The sequence below is a fragment of the Oscillatoria salina IIICB1 genome (assembly GCF_020144665.1).
GTDB lineage: Bacteria > Cyanobacteriota > Cyanobacteriia > Cyanobacteriales > SIO1D9 > IIICB1.
In genome coordinates this window covers 16,411-38,338 of sequence record NZ_JAAHBQ010000010.1, presented here as the reverse complement: position 1 = coordinate 38,338, position 21,928 = coordinate 16,411, and the positions used below count along the sequence as shown (strand labels likewise).

At 41.8% G+C, this 21,928-nt stretch carries 23 protein-coding genes; 6 read left to right on the top strand and 17 right to left on the bottom strand.

Features of this window, described 5'->3' with window-relative positions; all coding sequences use genetic code 11:
- The first annotated feature begins 278 nt into the window (after positions 1 to 278).
- From G3T18_RS03750 to G3T18_RS03740, 3 genes are all read left to right on the top strand, one after another.
- A complete protein-coding gene (locus G3T18_RS03750) occupies positions 279 to 4,286 on the top strand; it encodes a magnesium chelatase subunit H (protein ID WP_224409189.1) in 4,008 nt (1,335 codons plus the stop codon).
- A gap of 266 nt (positions 4,287 to 4,552) precedes the next feature.
- Positions 4,553 to 4,912, top strand: coding sequence for a hypothetical protein (locus G3T18_RS03745; protein ID WP_224409188.1), 360 nt, complete (start codon positions 4,553 to 4,555; stop codon positions 4,910 to 4,912).
- Positions 4,913 to 5,146: 234 nt separating this feature from the next.
- Positions 5,147 to 5,512, top strand: a complete 366-nt coding sequence (locus G3T18_RS03740; RefSeq protein WP_224409187.1) for a hypothetical protein — start codon at positions 5,147 to 5,149, stop codon at positions 5,510 to 5,512.
- 15 nt (positions 5,513 to 5,527) lie between these two features.
- Here G3T18_RS03740 and G3T18_RS03735 read toward each other — a convergent pair whose 3' ends face one another.
- The 13 genes from G3T18_RS03735 to G3T18_RS03670 form a co-directional block, all read right to left on the bottom strand.
- Positions 5,528 to 5,740, bottom strand: coding sequence for a hypothetical protein (locus G3T18_RS03735; protein ID WP_224409186.1), 213 nt, complete (start codon positions 5,738 to 5,740; stop codon positions 5,528 to 5,530).
- 50 nt (positions 5,741 to 5,790) lie between these two features.
- Positions 5,791 to 6,003: a DUF6887 family protein gene (locus tag G3T18_RS03730; RefSeq protein WP_397333907.1), complete on the bottom strand. Its 213-nt coding sequence runs from the start codon at positions 6,001 to 6,003 to the stop codon at positions 5,791 to 5,793.
- Complete coding sequence (locus tag G3T18_RS03725; protein WP_224409184.1) at positions 6,003 to 6,182, bottom strand: DUF6888 family protein; 180 nt, start codon at positions 6,180 to 6,182, stop codon at positions 6,003 to 6,005. Before G3T18_RS03725 ends, G3T18_RS03730 begins: the two co-directional genes overlap by 1 nt.
- A gap of 411 nt (positions 6,183 to 6,593) precedes the next feature.
- Positions 6,594 to 6,896 carry a hypothetical protein gene (locus G3T18_RS03720; protein WP_224409183.1) on the bottom strand — a complete coding sequence of 101 codons (303 nt, stop codon included), beginning with the start codon at positions 6,894 to 6,896 and terminating at the stop codon, positions 6,594 to 6,596.
- Positions 6,897 to 7,269: 373 nt separating this feature from the next.
- A complete protein-coding gene (locus G3T18_RS03710; RefSeq protein WP_224409181.1) occupies positions 7,270 to 7,911 on the bottom strand; it encodes a Uma2 family endonuclease in 642 nt (213 codons plus the stop codon).
- Positions 7,912 to 8,156: 245 nt separating this feature from the next.
- On the bottom strand, positions 8,157 to 8,786 hold the full coding sequence (locus tag G3T18_RS03705; RefSeq protein ID WP_224409180.1) for a Uma2 family endonuclease: 630 nt from the start codon (positions 8,784 to 8,786) through the stop codon (positions 8,157 to 8,159).
- A gap of 64 nt (positions 8,787 to 8,850) precedes the next feature.
- Entirely contained in the window at positions 8,851 to 9,192 is a 342-nt protein-coding gene (locus G3T18_RS03700) for a XisI protein (protein WP_224409179.1), read from the bottom strand.
- Entirely contained in the window at positions 9,180 to 9,596 is a 417-nt protein-coding gene (locus tag G3T18_RS03695; protein ID WP_224409178.1) for a XisH family protein, read from the bottom strand. Before G3T18_RS03695 ends, G3T18_RS03700 begins: the two co-directional genes overlap by 13 nt.
- Positions 9,597 to 9,679: 83 nt before the next feature.
- A complete protein-coding gene (locus G3T18_RS03690; RefSeq protein ID WP_224409177.1) occupies positions 9,680 to 10,021 on the bottom strand; it encodes a XisI protein in 342 nt (113 codons plus the stop codon).
- Entirely contained in the window at positions 10,009 to 10,425 is a 417-nt protein-coding gene (locus G3T18_RS03685) for a XisH family protein (protein ID WP_224409176.1), read from the bottom strand. Before G3T18_RS03685 ends, G3T18_RS03690 begins: the two co-directional genes overlap by 13 nt.
- 62 nt (positions 10,426 to 10,487) lie before the next feature.
- Complete coding sequence (acnB, locus tag G3T18_RS03680; protein ID WP_224409175.1) at positions 10,488 to 13,097, bottom strand: bifunctional aconitate hydratase 2/2-methylisocitrate dehydratase; 2,610 nt, start codon at positions 13,095 to 13,097, stop codon at positions 10,488 to 10,490.
- Between the two features lie 296 nt (positions 13,098 to 13,393).
- Positions 13,394 to 15,943, bottom strand: coding sequence for a WD40 domain-containing protein (locus tag G3T18_RS03675; protein WP_224409174.1), 2,550 nt, complete (start codon positions 15,941 to 15,943; stop codon positions 13,394 to 13,396).
- 151 nt (positions 15,944 to 16,094) lie between these two features.
- On the bottom strand, positions 16,095 to 17,546 hold the full coding sequence (locus tag G3T18_RS03670; RefSeq protein ID WP_224409173.1) for an S-layer homology domain-containing protein: 1,452 nt from the start codon (positions 17,544 to 17,546) through the stop codon (positions 16,095 to 16,097).
- A gap of 118 nt (positions 17,547 to 17,664) precedes the next feature.
- On the opposite strand from G3T18_RS03670, the gene G3T18_RS03665 reads away from it, so the two are divergent.
- Entirely contained in the window at positions 17,665 to 18,072 is a 408-nt protein-coding gene (locus G3T18_RS03665) for a thiol-disulfide oxidoreductase DCC family protein (protein WP_224409172.1), read from the top strand.
- 2 nt (positions 18,073 to 18,074) lie between these two features.
- Here the strand turns inward: G3T18_RS03665 and G3T18_RS03660 are convergent, their stop codons facing one another.
- Positions 18,075 to 18,494, bottom strand: a complete 420-nt coding sequence (locus G3T18_RS03660; RefSeq protein ID WP_224409171.1) for a hypothetical protein — start codon at positions 18,492 to 18,494, stop codon at positions 18,075 to 18,077.
- A gap of 407 nt (positions 18,495 to 18,901) precedes the next feature.
- Here G3T18_RS03660 and G3T18_RS03655 point away from each other — a divergent pair, with 407 nt between their 5' ends.
- A complete protein-coding gene (locus G3T18_RS03655; protein WP_224409170.1) occupies positions 18,902 to 19,747 on the top strand; it encodes an alpha/beta fold hydrolase in 846 nt (281 codons plus the stop codon).
- 515 nt (positions 19,748 to 20,262) lie between these two features.
- On the opposite strand, the gene G3T18_RS25435 is transcribed toward G3T18_RS03655, so the two are convergent.
- From G3T18_RS25435 to G3T18_RS03645, 3 genes are all read right to left on the bottom strand, one after another.
- Positions 20,263 to 20,406, bottom strand: coding sequence for a ribonuclease toxin HepT-like protein (locus G3T18_RS25435; RefSeq protein ID WP_397333906.1), 144 nt, complete (start codon positions 20,404 to 20,406; stop codon positions 20,263 to 20,265).
- Between the two features lie 16 nt (positions 20,407 to 20,422).
- Positions 20,423 to 20,677, bottom strand: a complete 255-nt coding sequence (locus G3T18_RS03650) for a hypothetical protein (protein WP_224409169.1) — start codon at positions 20,675 to 20,677, stop codon at positions 20,423 to 20,425.
- A gap of 153 nt (positions 20,678 to 20,830) precedes the next feature.
- A complete protein-coding gene (locus G3T18_RS03645) occupies positions 20,831 to 21,250 on the bottom strand; it encodes a hypothetical protein (protein WP_224409168.1) in 420 nt (139 codons plus the stop codon).
- A 235-nt stretch (positions 21,251 to 21,485) separates the two neighbouring features.
- Here G3T18_RS03645 and psbQ point away from each other — a divergent pair, with 235 nt between their 5' ends.
- Positions 21,486 to 21,926, top strand: coding sequence for a photosystem II protein PsbQ (psbQ, locus tag G3T18_RS03640; RefSeq protein ID WP_224409167.1), 441 nt, complete (start codon positions 21,486 to 21,488; stop codon positions 21,924 to 21,926).
- Positions 21,927 to 21,928: the final 2 nt, after the last annotated feature.

Below are 21,928 nucleotides of genomic sequence, written 5' to 3'. Positions count from 1 at the left end.
TAATCCCTAATCCCTAATCCCTAATCCCCAATCCCCAATCTCAAAGAGTAAACACTCACATATTTGTAAATAATTGTAAAGAAAATTTGCAAAATTGTTATCGAATTGTGTCAAATCAAGCAGAAAATAGCTAAAAGGTAAACATTTTTTGATAAAAAAATCCTAAGTGCCTTTTTTCAGCAGTCAATGGTGATAAACTGCTGAAGCCTCGATCTGACGCGACAAAGAGCGTGTCTGTATCTTTACCAGCCATTGCTTCAACGAAGGAGAATAACTGAATGTTCACATCAGTAAAGTCCACCATTCGCCACATAGCACCAGATAACCTAAATGGACGATCGCTTGTCAAGGTGGTCTATGTCGTGCTAGAGCCTCAGTATCAAAGCACATTATCAGCCGCCGTGCGATCGCTGAATGAGAATTATACTAATGTAGCTTTTGAAATCAGTGGCTACTTAATCGAAGAGTTGCGCGACAAGGACAATTACGAAGATTTTAAGCGAGATATTGCCGAGGCGAATATATTTATTGCTTCGTTGATTTTTATTGAAGATTTAGCGGATAAAGTAGTAGAAGCAGTACAACCCCATCGCGATCGCTTGGACGCAGCCGTCGTCTTTCCCTCAATGCCCCAAGTAATGCGCTTAAATAAATTGGGCAGCTTTTCGATGGCACAATTAGGACAGAGTAAAAGTGCGATCGCGCAATTTATGCGGAAGCGGAAAGAACAATCTGGGTCTAGTTTCCAAGATGGTATGCTCAAACTGTTGCGGACATTGCCGAAAGTCCTGAAATATATGCCGATTGATAAGGCACAGGATGCTCGTAATTTTATGCTCTCGTTCCAATATTGGCTAGGAGGTTCGGACGAAAACCTGGCAAACTTCCTGTTAATGTTGGCGGATAAATATGTTTTGAAGTCTAAGGATGGACAACCCGGTTCAGTTGCTAGGGAAAATATTAAATATTCCGATCCCGTAGTATATCCCGATATGGGTATTTGGCATCCTCTCGCACCGAAGATGTTTGAGAATGTAGAAGAATACTTCGCTTGGTTTAATTCTCGCACGGATATTCCGAAGGATTTAAAAGACCCCCTTGCGCCCTGTGTAGGTTTAGTCTTACAACGAACCCATTTAGTTACCAGAGATGACGCTCATTATGTCGCAATGGTACAAGAATTGGAGTCGATGGGGGCGAGAACGATTCCGGTGTTTGCTGGGGGATTAGATTTTTCTAAGCCTGTGGATGAGTTTTTCTGGGATACCACGACACGGAAGGAAAAAACGCCTCTGATTGATGTAGTAATTTCTTTGACTGGTTTTGCGTTGGTGGGTGGACCCGCACGACAAGACCATCCCAAGGCGATCGAATCGTTAAAACGTTTAAATAAACCTTACATGGTGGCTTTGCCCCTTGTGTTCCAAACTACGGAGGAATGGGAGGATTCTGACTTGGGGCTGCACCCCATTCAGGTTGCGTTACAGATTGCGATTCCAGAGTTGGATGGGGCGATCGAACCAATTATTTTATCAGGTAGAGATGGCGCAACAGGACGCGCGATCGCACTCCAAGATCGGATCGAAGCTATAGCGCGACGGGCGCTGAAATGGGCGAATTTGCGCCGGAAGCCGAAACTGAATAAGAAAGTAGCAATTACCGTCTTTAGTTTCCCACCGGATAAAGGTAACGTGGGAACGGCAGCTTATTTGGATGTATTTGGCTCAATTTACGAAGTAATGCGATCGCTCAAACATAATGGTTATGACGTCCAGGATTTACCGGATTCGCCTGGAGAGTTGATGCAGCAGGTAATTCACGATGCTCAAGCTCAGTATAGTTCGCCAGAGTTGAATATTGCTTATCGGATGTCGGTGATGGAATACGAGCGCTTGACACCATATTATCAGCGTTTGGAGGAGAACTGGGGCGAAGCGCCGGGACATTTGAATACTGACGGACAGAATTTGCTGGTTTACGGTAAAGAATTTGGGAATGTCTTTATTGGGGTGCAGCCGACGTTTGGTTATGAAGGGGACCCAATGCGGTTGTTGTTCTCGCGTTCGGCTTCGCCCCATCATGGGTTTGCAGCTTACTATACTTATTTGTCAGAAATTTGGCAAGCTGACGCGGTGCTGCATTTCGGGACTCACGGTTCGCTAGAATTTATGCCCGGGAAACAGATGGGGATGTCAGGGGAATGTTATCCAGATAATTTGATTGGTACGATCCCCAATTTGTATTATTATGCGGCGAATAATCCTAGTGAGGCGACGATCGCTAAACGTCGGAGTTATGCAGAAACGATTTCTTATTTGACTCCTCCGGCGGAAAATGCGGGTTTGTATAAGGGTTTGCAAGAGTTGAGTGAGTTGATTGGTTCTTATCAAACTCTTAAAGATACAGGACGCGGTGTAGCGATCGTGAATACGATTATGGATAAGTGTCGGCTGGTGAATTTAGATAAGGATATCGATTTACCAGAAGTTGACGCAAAAGATATGAGTTCCGAAGAGCGAGATAATATCGTCGGTTCGGTGTATCGTAAATTAATGGAGATCGAATCGCGGTTATTGCCTTGTGGTTTGCACGTCATTGGGAAACCACCAACAGCAGAAGAAGCGATCGCTACTTTAGTCAATATTGCTGCTCTGGATCGCGAAGAAGAAGGTATGCTGAGTCTACCTCGGATTATCGCCGAAAGTCTGGGACGAGATATTGAGGAGATTTATCGTAACAGCGACAAAGGTATCCTGGAAGATGTCCAACTCTTGCAAGAGATTACCTTAGCCACTCGCGCGGCTGTTGCTGGTTTAGTACAAGCGCAAGTAGACGCAGATGGACGCATCGCTAAAGTTGCGAAACTCAATTTCTTCAAAATGGGTAAAAAAGAACCTTGGACTGAAGCGTTACACGACCTCGGTTACACCCAAATTAAACCAGAAACCCTCAAACCTTTGTTTGAATATCTGGAGTTTTGTTTACAGCAGGTTTGTGCAGATAACGAACTGGGGGCTTTACTCCAAGCATTAGAAGGCGAATATGTCCTTCCCGGACCCGGAGGCGACCCCATCCGCAATCCGAATGTCTTACCAACAGGCAAAAATATCCACGCCTTAGACCCCCAATCGATTCCGACGTTAGCGGCGGTCAAATCCGCGAAAATTGTTGTAGACCGCTTATTAGACCGACAAAAGGCAGAGAATGGCGGCAAGTACCCAGAAACGATCGCTTGTGTCTTGTGGGGTACAGATAATATTAAGACTTACGGCGAATCCTTAGCGCAAATTATGTGGATGGTTGGGGTAAAACCTGTACCCGATGCGTTGGGACGAGTGAATAAGTTAGAGTTGATACCTCTCGAAGAATTAGGTCGTCCGCGCATTGATGTAGTCGTGAATTGTTCCGGTGTGTTCCGCGATTTGTTTATCAACCAAATGAATTTGCTCGACCAAGCGGTGAAAATGGCTGCGGAAGCGAACGAACCAACAGAAATGAACTTTGTTCGCAAACACGCTTTAGCACAAGCTGAAGAGATGGGAATTAATCTGCGTCAAGCAGCAACTCGCGTCTTTTCTAATGCTTCTGGTTCCTATTCTTCTAATGTCAACCTCGCGGTGGAAAATAGCACTTGGGAGGAAGAATCGGAGTTACAAGAAATGTATTTGAAGCGCAAATCATTTGCATTCAATTCCGATAATCCAGGAATGATGGATGAAAAGCGGGATGTCTTTGAAGCTGCTTTAAAAACAGCCGATGCGACGTTCCAAAATTTGGATTCCTCGGAGATTAGCTTAACCGACGTTTCCCACTATTTCGATTCCGACCCCACCAAAATTGTCGCCAGTTTACGCAAAGATGGCAAGAAACCGAGTGCATACATTGCCGACACTACCACAGCAAACGCACAAGTACGGAGTTTAGAAGAAACAGTACGTTTAGATGCGCGGACAAAACTGTTGAACCCGAAATGGTACGAGGGAATGCTGAACCACGGTTATGAAGGAGTTCGGGAGTTATCGAAGCGACTGGTAAATACAATGGGCTGGTCAGCAACCGCAGGCGCAGTAGATAATTGGGTATATGAAGATGTAAATACCACCTTTATCGACGACCCCGAAATGTGCAAGCGGTTGATGAATTTGAACCCAAATTCCTTCCGCAAATTAGTCGGTACATTATTAGAAGTAAACGGACGCGGTTACTGGGAAACCAGCGAAGGGAATTTAGATCGTTTGCGCGAATTGTACCAAGAAGTCGAAGATAGAATCGAGGGAATTGATTAATTCATCCTCCCTTGTAGAGACGTTGCATGCAACGTCTCTTATTCTCTATTTCGATAATCAATCTAAAATTTCTTTGCTCTTTCGATAAAAATCTGTTATGATATTTATTGTTAGCACAAATTAATTAGTTGCAACTTATTATAATGAATAGTAACTAAGCTTGGATAATATAAAAAGATAGCTGACAAATTCTCTATCCTTAATTCTTTTACTCTTTCCTGCTTTCACAATTTATTAATTAATAAAAATACAGGAAAGAAACAAGAATGGATAAAAGAAAAATTGATTATTTATTTAATCAAAATATTGCCTCAGATGCTCATAATACTCCTCGCGCTGCTAGTAATTTTCAGCAAATCCAGCGATTAGGTTTTTGGAATACTAGCGAAGATAGAGAAATAATTATAGATCATCTTCAGCAAGTTATGCAAACTCCTAATAATATTACTCAGGAATTTACTAAAACCTTTAGAGATAGAACAGGTATAGTAAAAGAAGCTAAAATTGAAGTCCGTGAGTCTTTGCTTGCAGGAAGATCCGGCAAATTTGCTAAAGTCAAAAGTTCCTGGGAAATAATGACAGATGGAACACGAAGATTCGTAAGTGCAGAATTTTATGGAAGTTGAGTAATCAACTGAGAGTATAATTTTCTCTAGAGATGTGGTATAATCCATGTCTCTTTTCCTCTCTAAAGTTTGTTTCCGATCTAAATATAGTAAAAGAAGCTAAAATTGAAATACGTGAATCTTTGCTTACGGGAAGCTCCAGTAAATTTGCTAAAGTCAAACGTTCTTGGGAAATAATGTCAGATGGAACGCGAAGATTCGTGAGTGCAGAATTTTATGGAGGTGGAGATTAAAATGAAAATGCAGTTACGAGAAAAACTTGACCATTTAACCTTACTAGAACTATTCTGGACAGAACCGAAAATTGCTAATCCCGAAGATGGTTACTGGTGTTACGAAACTCAGGATGAAGCGGGAACATTCATCAGATTTGGGATAGATATAATTCAAGAGTCGGTACAAATCGATCTAAAAGTTGCTGAAAACTCCTTATTAACATTTACCTATGAATTGGTAGAAAGTCTAGAAATTATCGATCGCGAAAGGGGTAAATTTGCTTTTACTGTCGCACCTCAAATTAACGCGATAAAGACGAGGATAGAAATTGAATTAAGACCTTGTATTAAAATTCAAGGATATACTTTGAGAAACGATTACTAGAGTAGATATTGATTACTAATCCCATTCTCGTCTGAGCGATCGCTGAAAATCAAGCCCATCGACGCACTTTAGTAAAAATCCTTGCCATTTTTGACTAACTGGTGGTGTTTGATTAACGTTGGATGCAAGACGATGACGTGCGATACTTGCTAGTTCTTCTAGTAACCGCAATTGTTCATCAGGAGTCAGGTTTTGAACTTGATTCAGGACTTCGTAATATGTAGTCATAATGGGACTTAATAGCTATAAATATTCTCTATAGACATTACCCGTAATGTCTATTCACTTTGATTAGCTTGACGAACTTCCTTGATTTTATCTTGCATGACTCGCTCAATTTCTTCCAAAGGTAAATCTGGTGGGTAAACTGTCGGGTTAGAATTCCGACTCATTAACTCGCTTAAAGCTTCGCTAAATCGAGAGTTATTATTTCTATTCTCAGAAAGATACTGTTTGAGTTGCGCGGTAGTCATTTGTTTTAAATTATTCATTAGACAAAACTCCAACTTCCGTCTGGGAAAACAATGAGCGCTATATCATCAGTAGTACCAGCTTGCAGATAAAGGGTTTTGATTTTCGCATCGTAACGAAAAATATTAATCGGCTGGTATCCATTTGACAACCACTGACACAAAATTGCAGCTTGAATTGCTTGTGCTGCTGTGGGCAAACTTCTTTACTCCTCACTTTAATGGCATAGCTAAAATTTTGACATCACTGGTGCTTGGTGCAATGACTCTCTTTCAATTTTAACTTAATCAAAGATAACCACAGAGTTACCGCAAAGTCAGTGTCAAGTACAACCTGTCTCCAACTTAGTTCAGCAAAGAATACTTTTGTAACTAGCTTCAGAAAAACCCCAGCAAGGGCGATATGCTAATTAGATCATCAAATGACCGATCTAAGCTTATTTTCTACCAAGTGAAGATACTTCTTGGACAATCAAGCTTCTCCAGCCTATCCTGTATTCTTTACCTCATTTTTCTCAGACTATGCTAAACTATTCCCTGTAAAGGGAACAATTTTATCCTGAAAAATGTCAGCAATTTTTACCCCGAACGAAGCAGCCGCCTTTGTTCAGTTACCAATCAAACGAGTTTATGCGGTCATAATTTTGCGACAATTTATACAGGGCTGCGCCTTCTTCACGAAACAAACGGATAATATGAGGATTGTGCTTTTGTTGCGGCTTAATTCGCTTGACAACACATTTAGGTTTCGGGCTAGTGGGAATATCTAAATCAATTGCGACATAGGTTTCCCCCATGCCACCGCTTCCCAATTCTTCAGTAATCTGGTAACGTTGCCGTAGCACTTTTCCAACTAAAGAGTTAGTCGGTTGATTTTCTCCACCACTAAATATCTGTCGTATTTTGCCAAACACGATTTTTTTTCCTGCTGTAAATCCTTATTTGTTGATTGTGGCACAATTTTCCGAGAAATGTAGAGATGTTGCATACAACGTCTCTACAACAAATTTCGCGAATGATTTACCATTGCTCTAGACAATAAAAATTGATTACTCATCCCATTCTCGTCTGCGCGATCGCTGAAAATCAAGCCCATCGACACGCTTCGGTAGAAATCCTTGGTAATTAGCCGGAACAATATTGTTCAGCAGCATTAATTCAGGAATCATCTGCCGAAGTTTAGTGGTTAGAGATTCAATTGTCTCAGCCTTTGACAATTCTTCAGCAAACCCTATCTAAAGTATTTAAAGAGTACCTAAAAATAACTCAGCAGTAATAGTAATTTTATTAAGCGATTTGCTCTCTCACCCAAGCGCGAAATGCTTTCATCGTCTTATTTCTTCCCTCAGTTTTTACCCGATCTAAATATTGGGGAATAGCTGACTGTAGAAGAAAATTAGGAAAATGAGGACTAAATTCGACTTCCGTATATTTGCCAGCTTGCAACACATTAATTTGTAACTTTCCTTTCTCGAAACGCCATAATTCAGTCACACCTAACGCTGCATAAATATTAGGATGGGTTCGAGAAGTAACATCAATTTCTAATGCTAAATCTGGCGGTGGATCAACTGTTAGATCGAGTCGATTTTTGCCTCTCACTGCTGCTTCATTTTCGATGTAAAAGCAGTTATCTGGTTCAATTCCCTTCAACATTTCTTTATTCTTGAAAGTAGTCGAACCAAGGGGATAAAAATCTATGTCTAATTCTTCCAAAAGACATTCTACAAAGTTAGTGATAAATACTTTACTAATTTCGTGTTCTGGTAAAGGAGTCATAATTTCTAATGTTCCGTTGTCATAAGCAATTCTCGAACCACGATGTTCTCCTAAATCTACTAAAATTTCTTCTAATTCCTGCCAAGTTACGTTATGTAACCAGATTTTTTGTCCTGGTGGAATCGTAAATCGTTTCAGTTCTAGTAACATATTTTGCCTATTTTGTCAAGGGTTTTCGACTTAAAAGCGTTGATGCCAAATATTATAGCTGTGGGAAGTTTAGGCGATCGCTAGTCACGAGTCTTAAACTAATTGATCGGCGATCGAGGAATGAAGATGATGCACAGGTAAAATTTAACGTATTTTGAAACACCACCTGCCTTGAGGTAATAAAGGCTCAAGGCAAATCCATCCCTTTGATAAAGGGGCAGCAAGGGATGCAGAGCCGCTCCCTATCACTCCAAACTCCGCCTCAACTCCCGAATTGCCGCGCTTGTGTTCCGCTCATAGGCTACCGTCAAAGCGCGCGTCACTATTTCCGACAGATTCAGCCCCCGAAAATAGCGACTCTGGGACTCCACAAGATAGGCATTTCCCTGGAGTTGATAAATTAGCAGTTGTTGGTTGCGAAACAGCCAAACTTCCGGCACTTCATAGGGTAGATAATCCTGCACGTCAGAATAACTGGTGATGTCAATTTCGAGTACCAAATCCGGTGGCGGGTCATTGAGCCAATCAATTCGTTCTTTACCTGAAATAGCTTGCCAATGGTCAATATAAAAACAATAGTCTGGTTCAATGCCACTTTCTTCTGGCAGTTGCATTGTTACGGGGGTAAATGCGTCATATTCCTGAGCTTGAAAATCCAGTAACGTCGTAATGATAGCCGCAATCAAATGGGCATCTCTACCATGTTTAGGTAATGGCGACATCAACAACACTTCTCCAGAACGATATTTAAGTCGAGGAATAGACCCATCACCTCGCTGCTCACATAGAGCCTGATACTCCTGCCAGGTAGCAGGCGATCGCATCACTGTCCCGGCTGAAAGATAAAGTTTTTCGGGCGAAACAACCGTCAGCATATCTCCTCCCTGTATCCTTGATACAATCTCAAATCATTGATAACTATTTAGCGGCAACTCTGAGTTACGCGATCGCGAATTCGGTAAACTTCCTCACGTCTGGTGGATGGAAAGCTAAGACAATATCTTCTTTCGGGATACCTTCTCTTAATAAATCAGTAGCAATTCCTTCCTCAGTCCAATCTTCTTCAATATAAATCTTGTTATTTTTAATCCTAATATGAACACGGGTATACTTATGTCGTTTACTTCCTTCCCAGTCAACAGTTAGCCATAAATAATGATCGTTATTCTCGTCAAAAACCAAACAAGTTTCAGTCTTACAACTAGAGGATTGAGAAGATAAATTATTGTATTCGGTAAGTATTTGTTTAATTAAAGTGCGATAATTAGTTAACTTATCCATTGTGTGACTTCCTCCTTTTCATTATTGAAAATAACCAAAGCAATTTGATTAATTTTTACAATTGCATTAACGGATTTTCTTTGAAAAAAAGTATTGTATACAGTATCTCTAACTGCTAAGTAAATTTCATAATCTTTATTTGTTAATCTTAGAAAATTACGATACAAAATATATTGACCTAACGCCATTTCAAAAGCACTCATCAGCGAAGGATTAATAAAGCTTTTGATTTCAATAATAATTTTACACTCACTTCCTTCGTTGGTAGTTCTTTTTTCTATTGCTAAATCTGCATAAAGTTCTGCATCTTCATATTGGATAGTATAAGGGTCGTCTGTAATTGTCCAGCCATCTTTAATTAAAGCATTTTTGACTGCATCATGATAAATATCTTTAGCTGGCATAAAATTAAGGAAAAACAAGAGCTTTAGAGAGTGAGATCCAAAGACTCACTCTAAAATTATAACTATTTAGCTGCAACCCTGAGCTACGCGATCGCAAATTCGGTAAACTTTCTCGCCTCTGGTGGATGGAAACCCAAAACAATATCTTCTTTCGGGATACCTTCTCTCAACAAATCAGTTGCAATTCCTTCTTCTGTCCAATCTTCCTCAACATAAATCTTCTCATTTTTAATTCTTACATAAATTGTAATTCCTTTCACTCTTTTTCCTTCGTCCCAGCCCACATTATACCATAAATACTGACTCTTATTATCGTCAAACACAAAAATCTCATCAATACCAGAAACTGGAACTTGTAAAGAAATTCGTTCATATTCATTTAATATTTTTTTGATAACAGTTTGATAATAAGTTAACTTATCCATTCAACAATTTCCTCCTTATCAAAATCAATAACTAATAAAAAAACTTGGTATTCCTGCAAAATAAATTTAATCGCTTTTTGCTGAAAAAAATCTTCATGAATCTTTTTACCAATCGCTAAATAAATTGTATAATCAGCTTTCTTGACAGAAAGAAAAGCGCGATAAATAAGATATTGACCTAACGCTGTTTCAAATTCACGCATTGCCGAACGACCCAGAAAACTTTTAACTTCAATCACAATTTGTTTTCCTGATTTCGTAGCAGAAAGAGTCTTTTCTCCAGCAAGGTCAGCAAAAAGTCGAATTTCTTGATATCTAATCGGATAAGGGTCGGCGGTAATCTCCCAACCATCCTTAATTAAAGCATTTTTCACAGCATCATGATAACTATCCTTCGCGGGCATAATTACTCAACTACACGGAGAAAAAATCAAAGAGTGAGCCAAAGCCCACTCTCCAATTATAACTACTTAGCCGCCGCCGTCGGCATACCCAAAATGTCTTCTATTTTGGGCATTTCTTCCAAAGGAATTACTCGCCCTTCATCTTCAAATCCAGCAATTTGATCGAAGTTGAGATAGCGATATAATTCATCGGCGAAGGGGTCAAGTTTTTCAGTGATTATTTCCAGGTATTCTTCCACCGTGGGAATGCGTCCTAATAACGCACAAACTGCGGCTAATTCTGCCGAACCAAGATAAACTCGCGCCCCTTTACCCATACGATTATTGAAGTTTCTCGTAGAAGTAGAAAAGACAGTTGCGTTATCTTCTACTCTGGCTTGGTTGCCCATACAAAGAGAACATCCGGGCATTTCTGTCCGCGCCCCAGCCGCAGCAAATACACCATAAACTCCTTCTTCGCGCAGTTGTTTTTCGTCCATACGAGTTGGTGGACAAATCCATAAACGTCCTTTAACTTTTCCAGCATTTTCTAACACTTTCGCGGCGGCGCGATAATGCCCAATATTGGTCATGCAGGAACCGATAAATACTTCGTCAATTTTGTCGCCAGCACATTCAGACATTAATTTAACATTATCGGGGTCGTTGGGTGCGGCAACAATTGGTTCTTTGATTTCGTTTAAGTTGACTTCAATGACATCAGTATATTCGGCGTTTTCATCGGCGGACATTAGTTCGGGATTTTGCAACCATTGTTCCATTTTGGCGATGCGACGGGCGAGTGTCCGCGAGTCTTGATAGCCCCGCGCAATCATATTTTTCATTAAGGAAATGTTGGAACGAAGATATTCTTTGACGGTTTCTTCGCCTAGTTTAATCGTACAACCAGCGCAGGAACGTTCGGCGGTTGCGTCGGTTAATTCAAAAGCTTGTTCGACTTTTAAGTCGGGCAAACCTTCCATTTCCATGATGCGTCCGTTGAAGACGTTTTGCTTATTTTCTTTGCCGACTGTGAGTTTACCTTGTTGCATGGCTACCCAAGGAATAGCATTGACGATATCTCGTAGGGTTACTCCGGGCTGCAATTCCCCGGTAAACTTGACTAAAACTGATTCGGGCATATCTAAAGGCATGACACCTAATGCCGCAGCAAAGGCGACTAAGCCGGAACCTGCGGGGAAGGAAATGCCCAAGGGGAAGCGGGTGTGGGAGTCGCCACCTGTACCGACGGTATCTGGTAATAACATCCGGTTTAGCCAAGAATGGATGATACCATCGCCGGGACGTAGGGCGACACCGCCGCGAGTGGCGAAGAAGTCGGGTAGGTTTTTGTGGGTTTGGATGTCAACGGGTTTGGGATAAGCGGCGGTGTGACAGAAGGTTTGGATAACTAAGTCTGCGTTGAAGCCGAGACAAGCGAGTTCTTTGAGTTCGTCGCGTGTCATGGGTCCGGTGGTGTCTTGGGAACCAACGGTGGTCATAATTGGTTCGCAGGATGTACCGGGGCGAACTCCGGGTAAACCGCAGGCTTTGCCGACCATTTTTTGGGCGAGGGTGTAGCCTTTTCCGGTGTCGGTTGGTAGTTGGGGACGGGTGAAGATGGTTGATGTTTCTAAGCCAATGGCGGCGCGGGTTTTGTCGGTTAAGCCGCGTCCGATAAGTAGGGGAATGCGTCCCCCTGCGCGAACTTCGTCGAGGATGGTATCGGGTTTGAGGGTGAAGGTGGAGATGGTTTCGCCTGCTTCGTTGGTAATTTTGCCTGCGTAGGGATGGATGGTGATGACATCTCCGGTGTTCATTTTGGTGACATCGCATTCGAGGGGGAATGCGCCGGAGTCTTCGCCAGTATTGAAGAAGATGGGGGCGATTTTTCCTCCTAAAATATAACCTCCGGCTCGTTTGTTGGGTACGAAGGGGATGTCGTCGCCGATGTGCCAAAGTAAGGAGTTGATTGCAGATTTACGGGAGGAACCTGTGCCGACGACATCGCCAACATAGGCAACGGGATGTCCTTTTTGCTTTAATTCGGTGATGGTTGCGATTCCCTCTGGCATGAGGGATTCTAACATGGCGAGGGCGTGAAGGGGAATGTCGGGGCGGGTGGTGGCGTGGGGGGCGGGTGATAAGTCGTCGGTGTTGGTTTCTCCGGGGACTTTAAAGACGGTGACTTTGATGGTTTCGGGGACTTTCGGACGACCGATGAACCAAGCGGCGTTTGCCCAAGCGTCGATTACTTGTTTAGCATAGGGGTTTTTTTCGCTTAGTTGCAAGACATCGTTGAAGCTATCGAAGACTAAGGTAATCTTGCTTAAGGCGGTAGCGGCTGCTGAGGCGATGTTGCTATCTTTTGCTTTGAGTAGGGTGACTAAGGATTGGACGTTGTAGCCGCCAATCATGGTTCCTAAAAGGAAGATTGCGGCTTGGGGTACAATCAAGGGACATTTGATTTCACCTTTGGCTACGGCGGTGAGAAATCCGGCTTTGATGTAAGCGGCTTCATCTACCCCAGGAGGGATGCGATCGCGCAATAAATCTAACAGATATTCTGCTTCTCCTTCGGGGGGATTTTTCAGCAATTCACACAATTCTGAGGTTTGCTGTGCGTTTAAGGGTAGGGGTGGTATCCCCATTGCTTCTCTTTCGGCTGTGTGTTGACGATATGTTTCTAACATTTGGTTGATTCTCCTCTCTTAGGTTAGGTATATGTAGCTTACTGCGATCGCCTATTTTGCATGGTTACTAGCGAACCAGTTTGGTTTCATTGTTACAATATGTTAAACGATTGGGCGATCGCAACTCTTGACCAAGCCAGATTTTCCCAGAAGCGCGAAAAATTATATCAAATACGGAAGAATAACCATAGTTAAAAAACAGCGACCAAGATGGGATCACTACAATACTAAACCATTTCACCTAGTGCGGGCATCTTACCCGCTATATGACTAATTAACCGGATTTGATATTATTTTCAATCGCTACTATCACCAACTGACCAAACTTTAATAATCCCATCTCCATCGCCACTAACTAACTTATTTCCCTGAAAAGTAACAGCCGCAACTTCACCCGAATGTCCGCTCAAACTCCGCACTAATTCCCCAGAACTTACATCCCATAAGTCAATTTTACCATAAACTCCGCTAGCTAAGATTTGTCCGTCGGGACTAAAACTAACTGAAGCAACTCCAACGGAACTACCAGCTAAAGTATGAATTAACTCTCCCGTTCCTAAATGCCACAATTTTAGGTTATTTCCGCCCGCAGCAAGTAACTGTCCATTAGGGCTAATTGCCAGACAAGAAATTAAAGCGTTGTCGCTAGTAAATGTATGAATTAATTCTCTTGTTGACAAACTCCACAATTTAATTTTATTTTCGCCACAACTAACAAAACTTTCTTCGTTTGGGCTACCAACAATTGCCGTAACTCCGCCTTGATGGGCGGGAATTTTTTGCGGTAAATTTCTGCCAAATAATTCTCGGATAGTAATATTTGTTTCCCAGCCTCCCGTCAAAAGTAATTGTCCATTACTATTAAATTCAACCGCAAAAATGGGTTCGCGATAATCTTGATAAATTCGCAAACATTCGCCATTGCGTAAGTACCACAAACGCACGGTTTTATCTTGACTGCCGCTCGCTAGAAGTTTCCCATCAGGACTAATTTTTAAAGATGTAACTGTAGCTGTATGACTGGTAAGAGTTCGCCACCATCTTCCGGTGGCTAAATGCCACAAACGAATCGTTTTATCGCCACTTCCACTAGCTAAAATTTGTCCGTCGGGAGTAATTGCTAAAGAGGTGATTTTCTTACTATGTCCAGTGAGATTGTAGCGACATGATAATAAACTCCAATCTATCACTGCTGGGGAATTTGCTGGTTCTGTTTCTTCTGCTTCGGTAGTTTCAATTCCCAGCCGTTTTTTAGTTCCTGCTAATCCACCTAAACTTGCACCATTTGTAGGGATTCCATTCATCATTGTGGGGGGATTAGGATTAGCTACCATTGTTACTCTTCCGAGTAAGATTTGCTTGGTTAGCAAGTCGCGAATTGTGAGTAATAAATTTCCTTGAGGATTGATTTCTACATCCAATTTAAGGCGATCTATTCCTGTTTGTGCGTTAGGATTTAGGTCGATAACACAAGCTTGGTTTGTCTCTTTTGAGAGTAAGTTAAATTCAGTTTGTTGGGGGAGTTCGTTGCTGGTAATTTGACCTTGAGAGTTATAAGTGACTTCGACTGCGGCGACGTTTCTGAGTTCTCCTATTTCTAATCTAATTTCTCTTTGGTTATTTTGGGCAGCTTGTAACGTAATTGTTTGCGGTTTTTCGGTTGGGTAGGAAGTCCCTTTGGCTAATAAAGTTTGATAAAAATAATTTTCTGTTTCGGGGTTCCAAAGGCGAATTGCATAACTGTGTTGAAGATAATTTTTTGTACCAATAATTTTTCCTAATTCTAGTGCGCCTTTGACTACGGCTACAAGAGACAAATCTGCTTTAATTTTTTCTTGTCCAAATTTATTAATAAATAATTGTTGTATGGGTGGAATTTGACAGCTACCGCCTACTAATAAGACTTGGTTGATTTGTTCTTGACTAATACCTTTGCCGAGGGCGGAAGCTAAAATTTCGGCGATCGCGTTTTCGATTTGTGGTAAAATTGAATTGGAGTGTAAAATTGCGGCAAACTCTCGCTGATTTAACTCGATCTCGTCGATCTTGGCTTCAGGGTTGGTAGCAAGTTGGATTTTGATTTGTTCGGCTGCTATGAGTAAATTTTGCCAATCGTTTTGTCGGGTGGAAGTTCGCGAGGAACCAATTTTTTGCAGATGGTTTTCCGCGATCGCGCGATCGATATCCACTCCACCTAAGAAAGCTTCTGTATGAGCGAGAAGTTCGGATTTTAAGACTTTTTGTCCTGGGGAAGCTGCAACAATATTCACCAAGCTTAAATCTAAACTAGTAGCACCAAAATCTACTACTAACACAATTGAACCAGGATTAGTTACTTTGTAACCATAAGCGGCTGCGGTCGCTTCGTCAATTATTTGCGTCGGGAGATTTAATTGTTCTCCTAAGTTTTGCAACCAGTTAAGATAACGTGGAAAAGTGGCAATTGGTGCAGTCAAAATTACTTGACTAGGTGTAATATTTTGTGCTAAGACTTTTTGCCAAATTTGTAAGAGGAAAAATTCCGCGATCGCTTCAGTCGTATAAGTTTCCCCCTCGATTTCCCTAGCTGGGGGTCTGTATTCGGCGGCTAAATCCTTTTTAAAGCCATGAAATAGTCGTTCTGGCGCGTCTTTACCCAAATTTTGTTTGCGAACAGCCTCACCAACTAACTTCGTCTCAGAATCGCGAATAAATACCACAGAAGGCACGACATTTACTTCACCATTTTGGCTAGTACATTGACGAGAAATTTCGGTTAAATTGAGCGTTTTTGTAGTTTCTTCTCCAGAGTCTAAACAAGAAACAACTGTATTAGTAGTACCGAAATCAATAGCTATAATAGTCATTTATCAGTTAACATTTATCAGTTAGCACGTACCCGCATTTACCAGTTATCAATTATCAGTTACCAAAATCCCTAATCCCCAATCACTAATCCCCAATTTCCTAATCCCCAATTTCCCAATCCCCAATCCCCAATCACTAATCCCCAATACCCTAATTTTCAAGATAACCATTAGTTGCGAGAAAATCTTGGATTCGAGTGATAAATTGTTCTTTATCTTCTCCTTGATAAACTTGTCTTACTCTTTCCCAACCATCCTCTTCTTGACCTAATAAATATTTATTTGCCATATAGCCGTATAAAAAAATCGGAGCAAAATTTTTATTACTTGCTTTTGCTTGTTGATATTCTCTCCAAAGTCGATAAGCATCATTATAAACCGAATCTGGATATTCGCGAGTAACATTTTCCAGTTTACCCTGACGATACTGCAAAATCAAAAGCGGATAAGCCGCAGTTAAATCTTTACCAACCAACTTTTCCCAAACCTGATTAATAGCGTGAAATTCAGGGACATTATTTTTATCTACATCTTGAATTTTGTAGTCACCATCGAACCAAGAATGTTCGCTAGCTGTATAGCGACTGCGTTCAGATTGATAGTCATAAATCAAAGAAATATTACAGCAATTTTGCTGAGGATTTGGCGCAAATAAATCGACAACAATTTCTGGTTCGCCGTTGCCATCTAGATCGCGAACAGTGCGTAATTTAACTAAATTCAGTTCGCGACTTTGTTCTGTAGAAAGGGCTTTAACTGGTCGATCTAAAAGCGTACTCCCGTAGCGAGTAACTTGTAAGCGAATATTAGCAGCCAGTGGTTTACCAGCTTCTAATTCGCCGCCTTTTTGATAAATAAGTTCCGCCTTGGTGCTACCTGATTCGGCTTTTTCAGAAATAGCTTCATAGCGGTCAGTTTTGGCGATATATTGTTGAGAAACTATGCTAGGTTCAATTAAGGCTTGACACAAAAAAGTAGCTAATTCAGCTCTAGTTACCAATTCGTTAGGATTAAGACGTTGGGTGCGAAAAGATTCCGAACCTGGTTTAATTACGACTAAATTATGTTCTGTAGCCGCAGCAATATCTTCGCGATAGAATTCGCGAATTTCATTAGCATCAGCGAAGGCAGAATTTAGGATTGCTGTAGCAGATTTCGTGGGAGAATAATTTAAGCCACTGGCTAAACCTGCTAAAGCTTGCGATCGCGTAATTTCTTCTCTCGGTCGAAATAAGCCACCTGGATAGCTAGAAATAAACCCTGTTTGATAAGAATTTTTAATCTTAACCGCCGCCCAATGGTTAGAAGGAATATCAACAAATTCTACTGGATTGCGTACTGTGGTAGCATCAGGGAAAGCATTGTTTGTCGCGACAGCAAATTCAGCCCGATTCACGACATTATTAGGTTTAAAAGTTCCATCAGGATAACCTTTAATAATTTGTCGCTGGGCTAACTGTTCGATGCAAACTTGTCCCCAGTGACCCCGAATGTCGCTAAAGTTTTGTGCTGATGCTGGTAAAGTTACTCGAAAACAAGTAAACACTGTGGATAAAATAGTCAGCGTTACTTTCGTTACCCCTCTCAATTGCTTTGCTTGCATCTGTTTACACCTCACGTCAGTTTAAATTTTAGTGAGACGTTTCGGTATTCAGCCTCCAATAATATGTATAAACTAGAATTACTCAAGATTGTAATAATTTTTCATAACTTTTATCAAGATGAGATATCACGTTATTTATGATGGTAACTGCAACCTTTGCGTAACTTTTACGCAACTCTTAGAAAACTTCGATCGCGCTCAGCTATTCGATTACACGCCGATGCAAAACGAAGAAATGTTGCAAAAGTTCGAGATTAGTCCCAAAGATTGCGAACTAGGGATGATTTTGATCGATAATGAAAAACACGATCGTCGCTGGCAAGGTGCAGCAGCAGCCGAGGAAATAGTAAATTTGTTACCTGCGGGGGATTTATTCATTGCCGCTTATCGATCGCTACCAGGAATGAAATGGATCGGCGATCGCGCTTACGAACAACTACGCGATAACCGTTACACTTGGTTTGGGAAAAGGGAGACAACGTATCATTCTCCTTTTGGGTGCGCTGCTAAGAACGCACCCAATTAAACTTAGCTATTGAATAACTCAAAAACCTGGCGGCAAAAGTTTTTCAGCTTTTCGCCCACATCTGGTGTAGGTTGATAATTACCCACTAATTGCCAGTTATCAACCGTTGAAAGTCGCCACGCTTGTCCTTGGTGATTAAATCCTGCGGTTTCCAAACCAATCAGTTTGGTCGATTTATCCAAAGGATCTTCGTAAAAACGAATCTGTACTAAGATGCTACGGCTTTGAATTTTTCTACTCCAACCAGGGAAGTGAAAGCCAATATCGATCGAGTCAGGATCGACCAACTCGCGGGTATCAGGGTCATTTTTCCAGGGTTTGAGATCGGCTTTTGCGTCGGGAAACTGAGACTTGAACAAAGTCACAATCGAGGCGATTTTACTAGCAACTTCTAAACCCTTTGCTTGTTCGGCTGCGTTCACGGAAAATCTCCTTTGGTTAACTGCAAGTAAATATCTACTTAACCATTTATTACCAAATATTTCGGGATTGGTGATTAGGGATTGGGGATTGCAGTGCGACCCCGCGCCGTCGCACGGCGCTAGGGAACGCGCACTGTTGGGGACTGGGGACTGGGGACTGGGGACTGGGGATTGGTGATTAGGAATTGTGAATGGGGAAACAAGAACAATTAACATTAATTTGCTTTATCTACGCTAGATGAAATTGTGTAGAGACGTTGTATACAACGTCTCTACAAACCCCAATCACTAGCCACCAGTCCCCTTCCGTAGGGGCAAACCCCCCGTGGTTGCCCTTCCCAGTCCCCAATTACCCTGTCGCCTCTGGTAAGCTAAACAACAACAATAGATTAGGGGTAAGGTTGAAGGTGTCTACGACGGAAAACTCGATCGCAGTTGGTTCGCTGAAGTGGTTTTATCGGGAAGCGCAACCGCAGCAGGAATATGAACAACCACCAGTGGTATTTTTGCATGGGATACCGGGTCATAGTTTTACCTGGTGCGAGATTATGCCTAAGTTAGCAGAAAAAGGAATGCGATCGCTCGCACCCGACTGGCTTGGTTTTGGTTTCTCGGACAAACCCGATCGACGTGAGTTTAAATATACCCCAGATGCTTATGTAGAAGGATTGACAGCTTTTCTCTCGGCTTTAGAAATCGAGTCATGTTTCTTGGTGGTGCAAGGATTTTTAGCTTCGGCTGGTTTACAATATGCCTTGAGAAATCCGGAGGCGATCGCGCGTTTGGTCATTTTAAATACACCGATTGACAAAACTGCTAAATTACCTTGGAAAATGAAACAGTGGGGTTTGCCGTTTGCGGGAGATATGTTAACCCAAGACCCATTGTTAGTAGATCGAACCCTCGAAAGTGGTAGTGGTTTCCAGATTTCCGATCGAGATTTAGCCGTTTTCCGTAAACCATTTTTACAGAGTTCTGGTGCAGGGCGATCGCTAAAAATGGCGATCGAAAACCTGAAACTGTCCTCAGCAATGACAGAAATCGAATCAGGATTACCCAATTGGGAAAAACCCACCTTAATTGTTTGGGGAATGGCAGATCCTTGGCTAGACAGCGATGCAGCCGAAAATCTTGCCCAAAACAACTCGAATATAGAATTAATCAAACTAGCAGAAGCCAAACACTATCCCCAAGAACATTGGCAAGAAGAGATTACCAGTTATTTGCTCACTTTTCTGCGTCGCCAAACTTAGACAAGGGAGAGAGGGAAAAAACTTCAATCTTTTCCCTCTCGCTGTAAAGACGAGAAAAACTGTTGAATATCCCCATCAAAGTTTTGGTAACACTCAGTTAACTGATTAGCTAATTCCAAAACTCTTTGACGCTCCCCTGCCTAAAGGCGCGGGGATTCTTGGTTCAACGACACTCCTTACAACTAAAAGGAATCAGTCTCGCCGATTCGACCCCTCCCTTGACAAATTAACAAAAAAGCAATTTTATCAAGAGCGGCAATTAGTTCCAGTGGGATATATCTCCCCAAGCGTAAATTCTCGTGCGCCCCACGATACTCGAAAAAGCAAATTTCTTAACCACTGGTTTTCGGTACTCTGTCGAGTCCGGTGCGTTTTTTAAGAGGTTGTTCGCGCCTCATGTACTGGTATCGCTTTACGTCGTCAACTTAAGACAGTACCGACGAATCCTGTCTGTACCAGGCTACTTTCTTAGAATAGCATCAAAGCCGTCCTATAAGGACGGGGCTTGAAACCCATTATTCTTGGTCAGGATCTAACTTATAAGCATAGAGACTGCGAACTACGTGACGGAAGCCACGAAATTCATTTAACTGCTCGTAAGTTATTTGAGAAACCACACTCGGACGCACTTCAGGAATATCTACTGCCATTTGAAGCAAAAGTTGTTTGTGCCAGTCACTTCCAGTAGGAATAACTCGATCGACTTCCTTCGCAATTTTCGGTCATTTTCTGATAGTCAAGCAACGAACCAAATAAGACAACGCGCTTGACTCGAAATTCTTGAAAAAGTATTCGCGCACACTGCTGTGCTACTTCCCAGCCTTTTTGCTGGCGCTGCTTCATTTGTAGCAAAAATTTTTCGCGATCGCTTCGGGCTGTTAGCACTCTCTGTCTCACTTGTTGGGCTTGGGTTTCGTCAATAAATGTCATGGGAATCTCAAGTATTTATTGATAAATTTTTACACATTCTACAAGTGAGAAACAAATTGAGTCCATCCTAGGAAATCGGCAAATTTTCAAAACTCTTACCCTGAAAAGATTGAAAAATATTCACAACTTCAACGACAATCTACCGAATGTTAGTTAAATTGGTTTCCAGCAATATTTCATCTGACTCTCAGATTGCTGAACACATAACCCATCTGAGCGAAGTGAACCTAGAGGATTTGCTTCACCAGTTTCTCGTCTACCGTCAATATAGACGTATAGAGTATTAGGTTGCCACCCACTTTCGCAACTGGTAGGAAGATAACATATAGCCCAACCAAACTCGAAGTTATCCTTAGAGAAGGAAGCAAAACTATTGTGCATATTGCCACAGGTACTCACTTCTCCGATTTCAAAAACTTCCACTGTTTTTCCAGTGGAAACATCTACTGACCATCCATAGGCGTTAAAATTTCCACAACCAGCATAAGCAGGTTGACTGGAAAATAGATCTAGTGACACCATAGTGCCAACAAAAATACTGGTAGCCCATAGTTTTGCAAGAGGAAAAGACATTGTTACGTGAGACTCCCACAATCTTGATTATTTTTATGATTCTAGCTAAGGGAAGGAAGGGTTGTCATCCAAGCGGGTGACGGCAGAGATGGACTTGAACAACTAATTTCGACTAAATTCGCGATCTTTACCCAAAAATCATTATCCTTATTTATGTGTGGGAGGCGTTTGCTAGCTACCTACACCGAGAAAATATCTTTAATTCGATCTAGTCGTTGAATTGCAAAATCTGGTTATGAAACATTTTCGGTCTATTCTTTCGTTAGTTTTGGTACTGGTGATGACGTTGTTGGTGAGTTGTGGAAGCCCGGAAGCGAAAGCACCGCCGACTTATACACCCGATCGCATCGCGCAAATTTCGCGATCGCTAACTCCTGTGGTTAATGTCAGAGAGCGTCTTCCCGAACTTAAGCAACTGATTCAAAAGCAAGATTGGATCTATGTAGGTAATTTTATCCACGGACCTTTGGGATCGTTGCGTCACGATCTTAGCTATGTTGCGCGTAATCTTTTACCTGGGGATCAACCTGTCGCTCGTGAGTTAGCGAAAGATATCGCGGTTCACTTTGAGAAAATTGATGGTGCTGCGAAAGAGGGAAACTATGCTGAAGCTGTACGCAACTATAATGAAGTAGTTGATGACCTGGATACCTTTATCGGTCAGGCTCCTAAATAAGC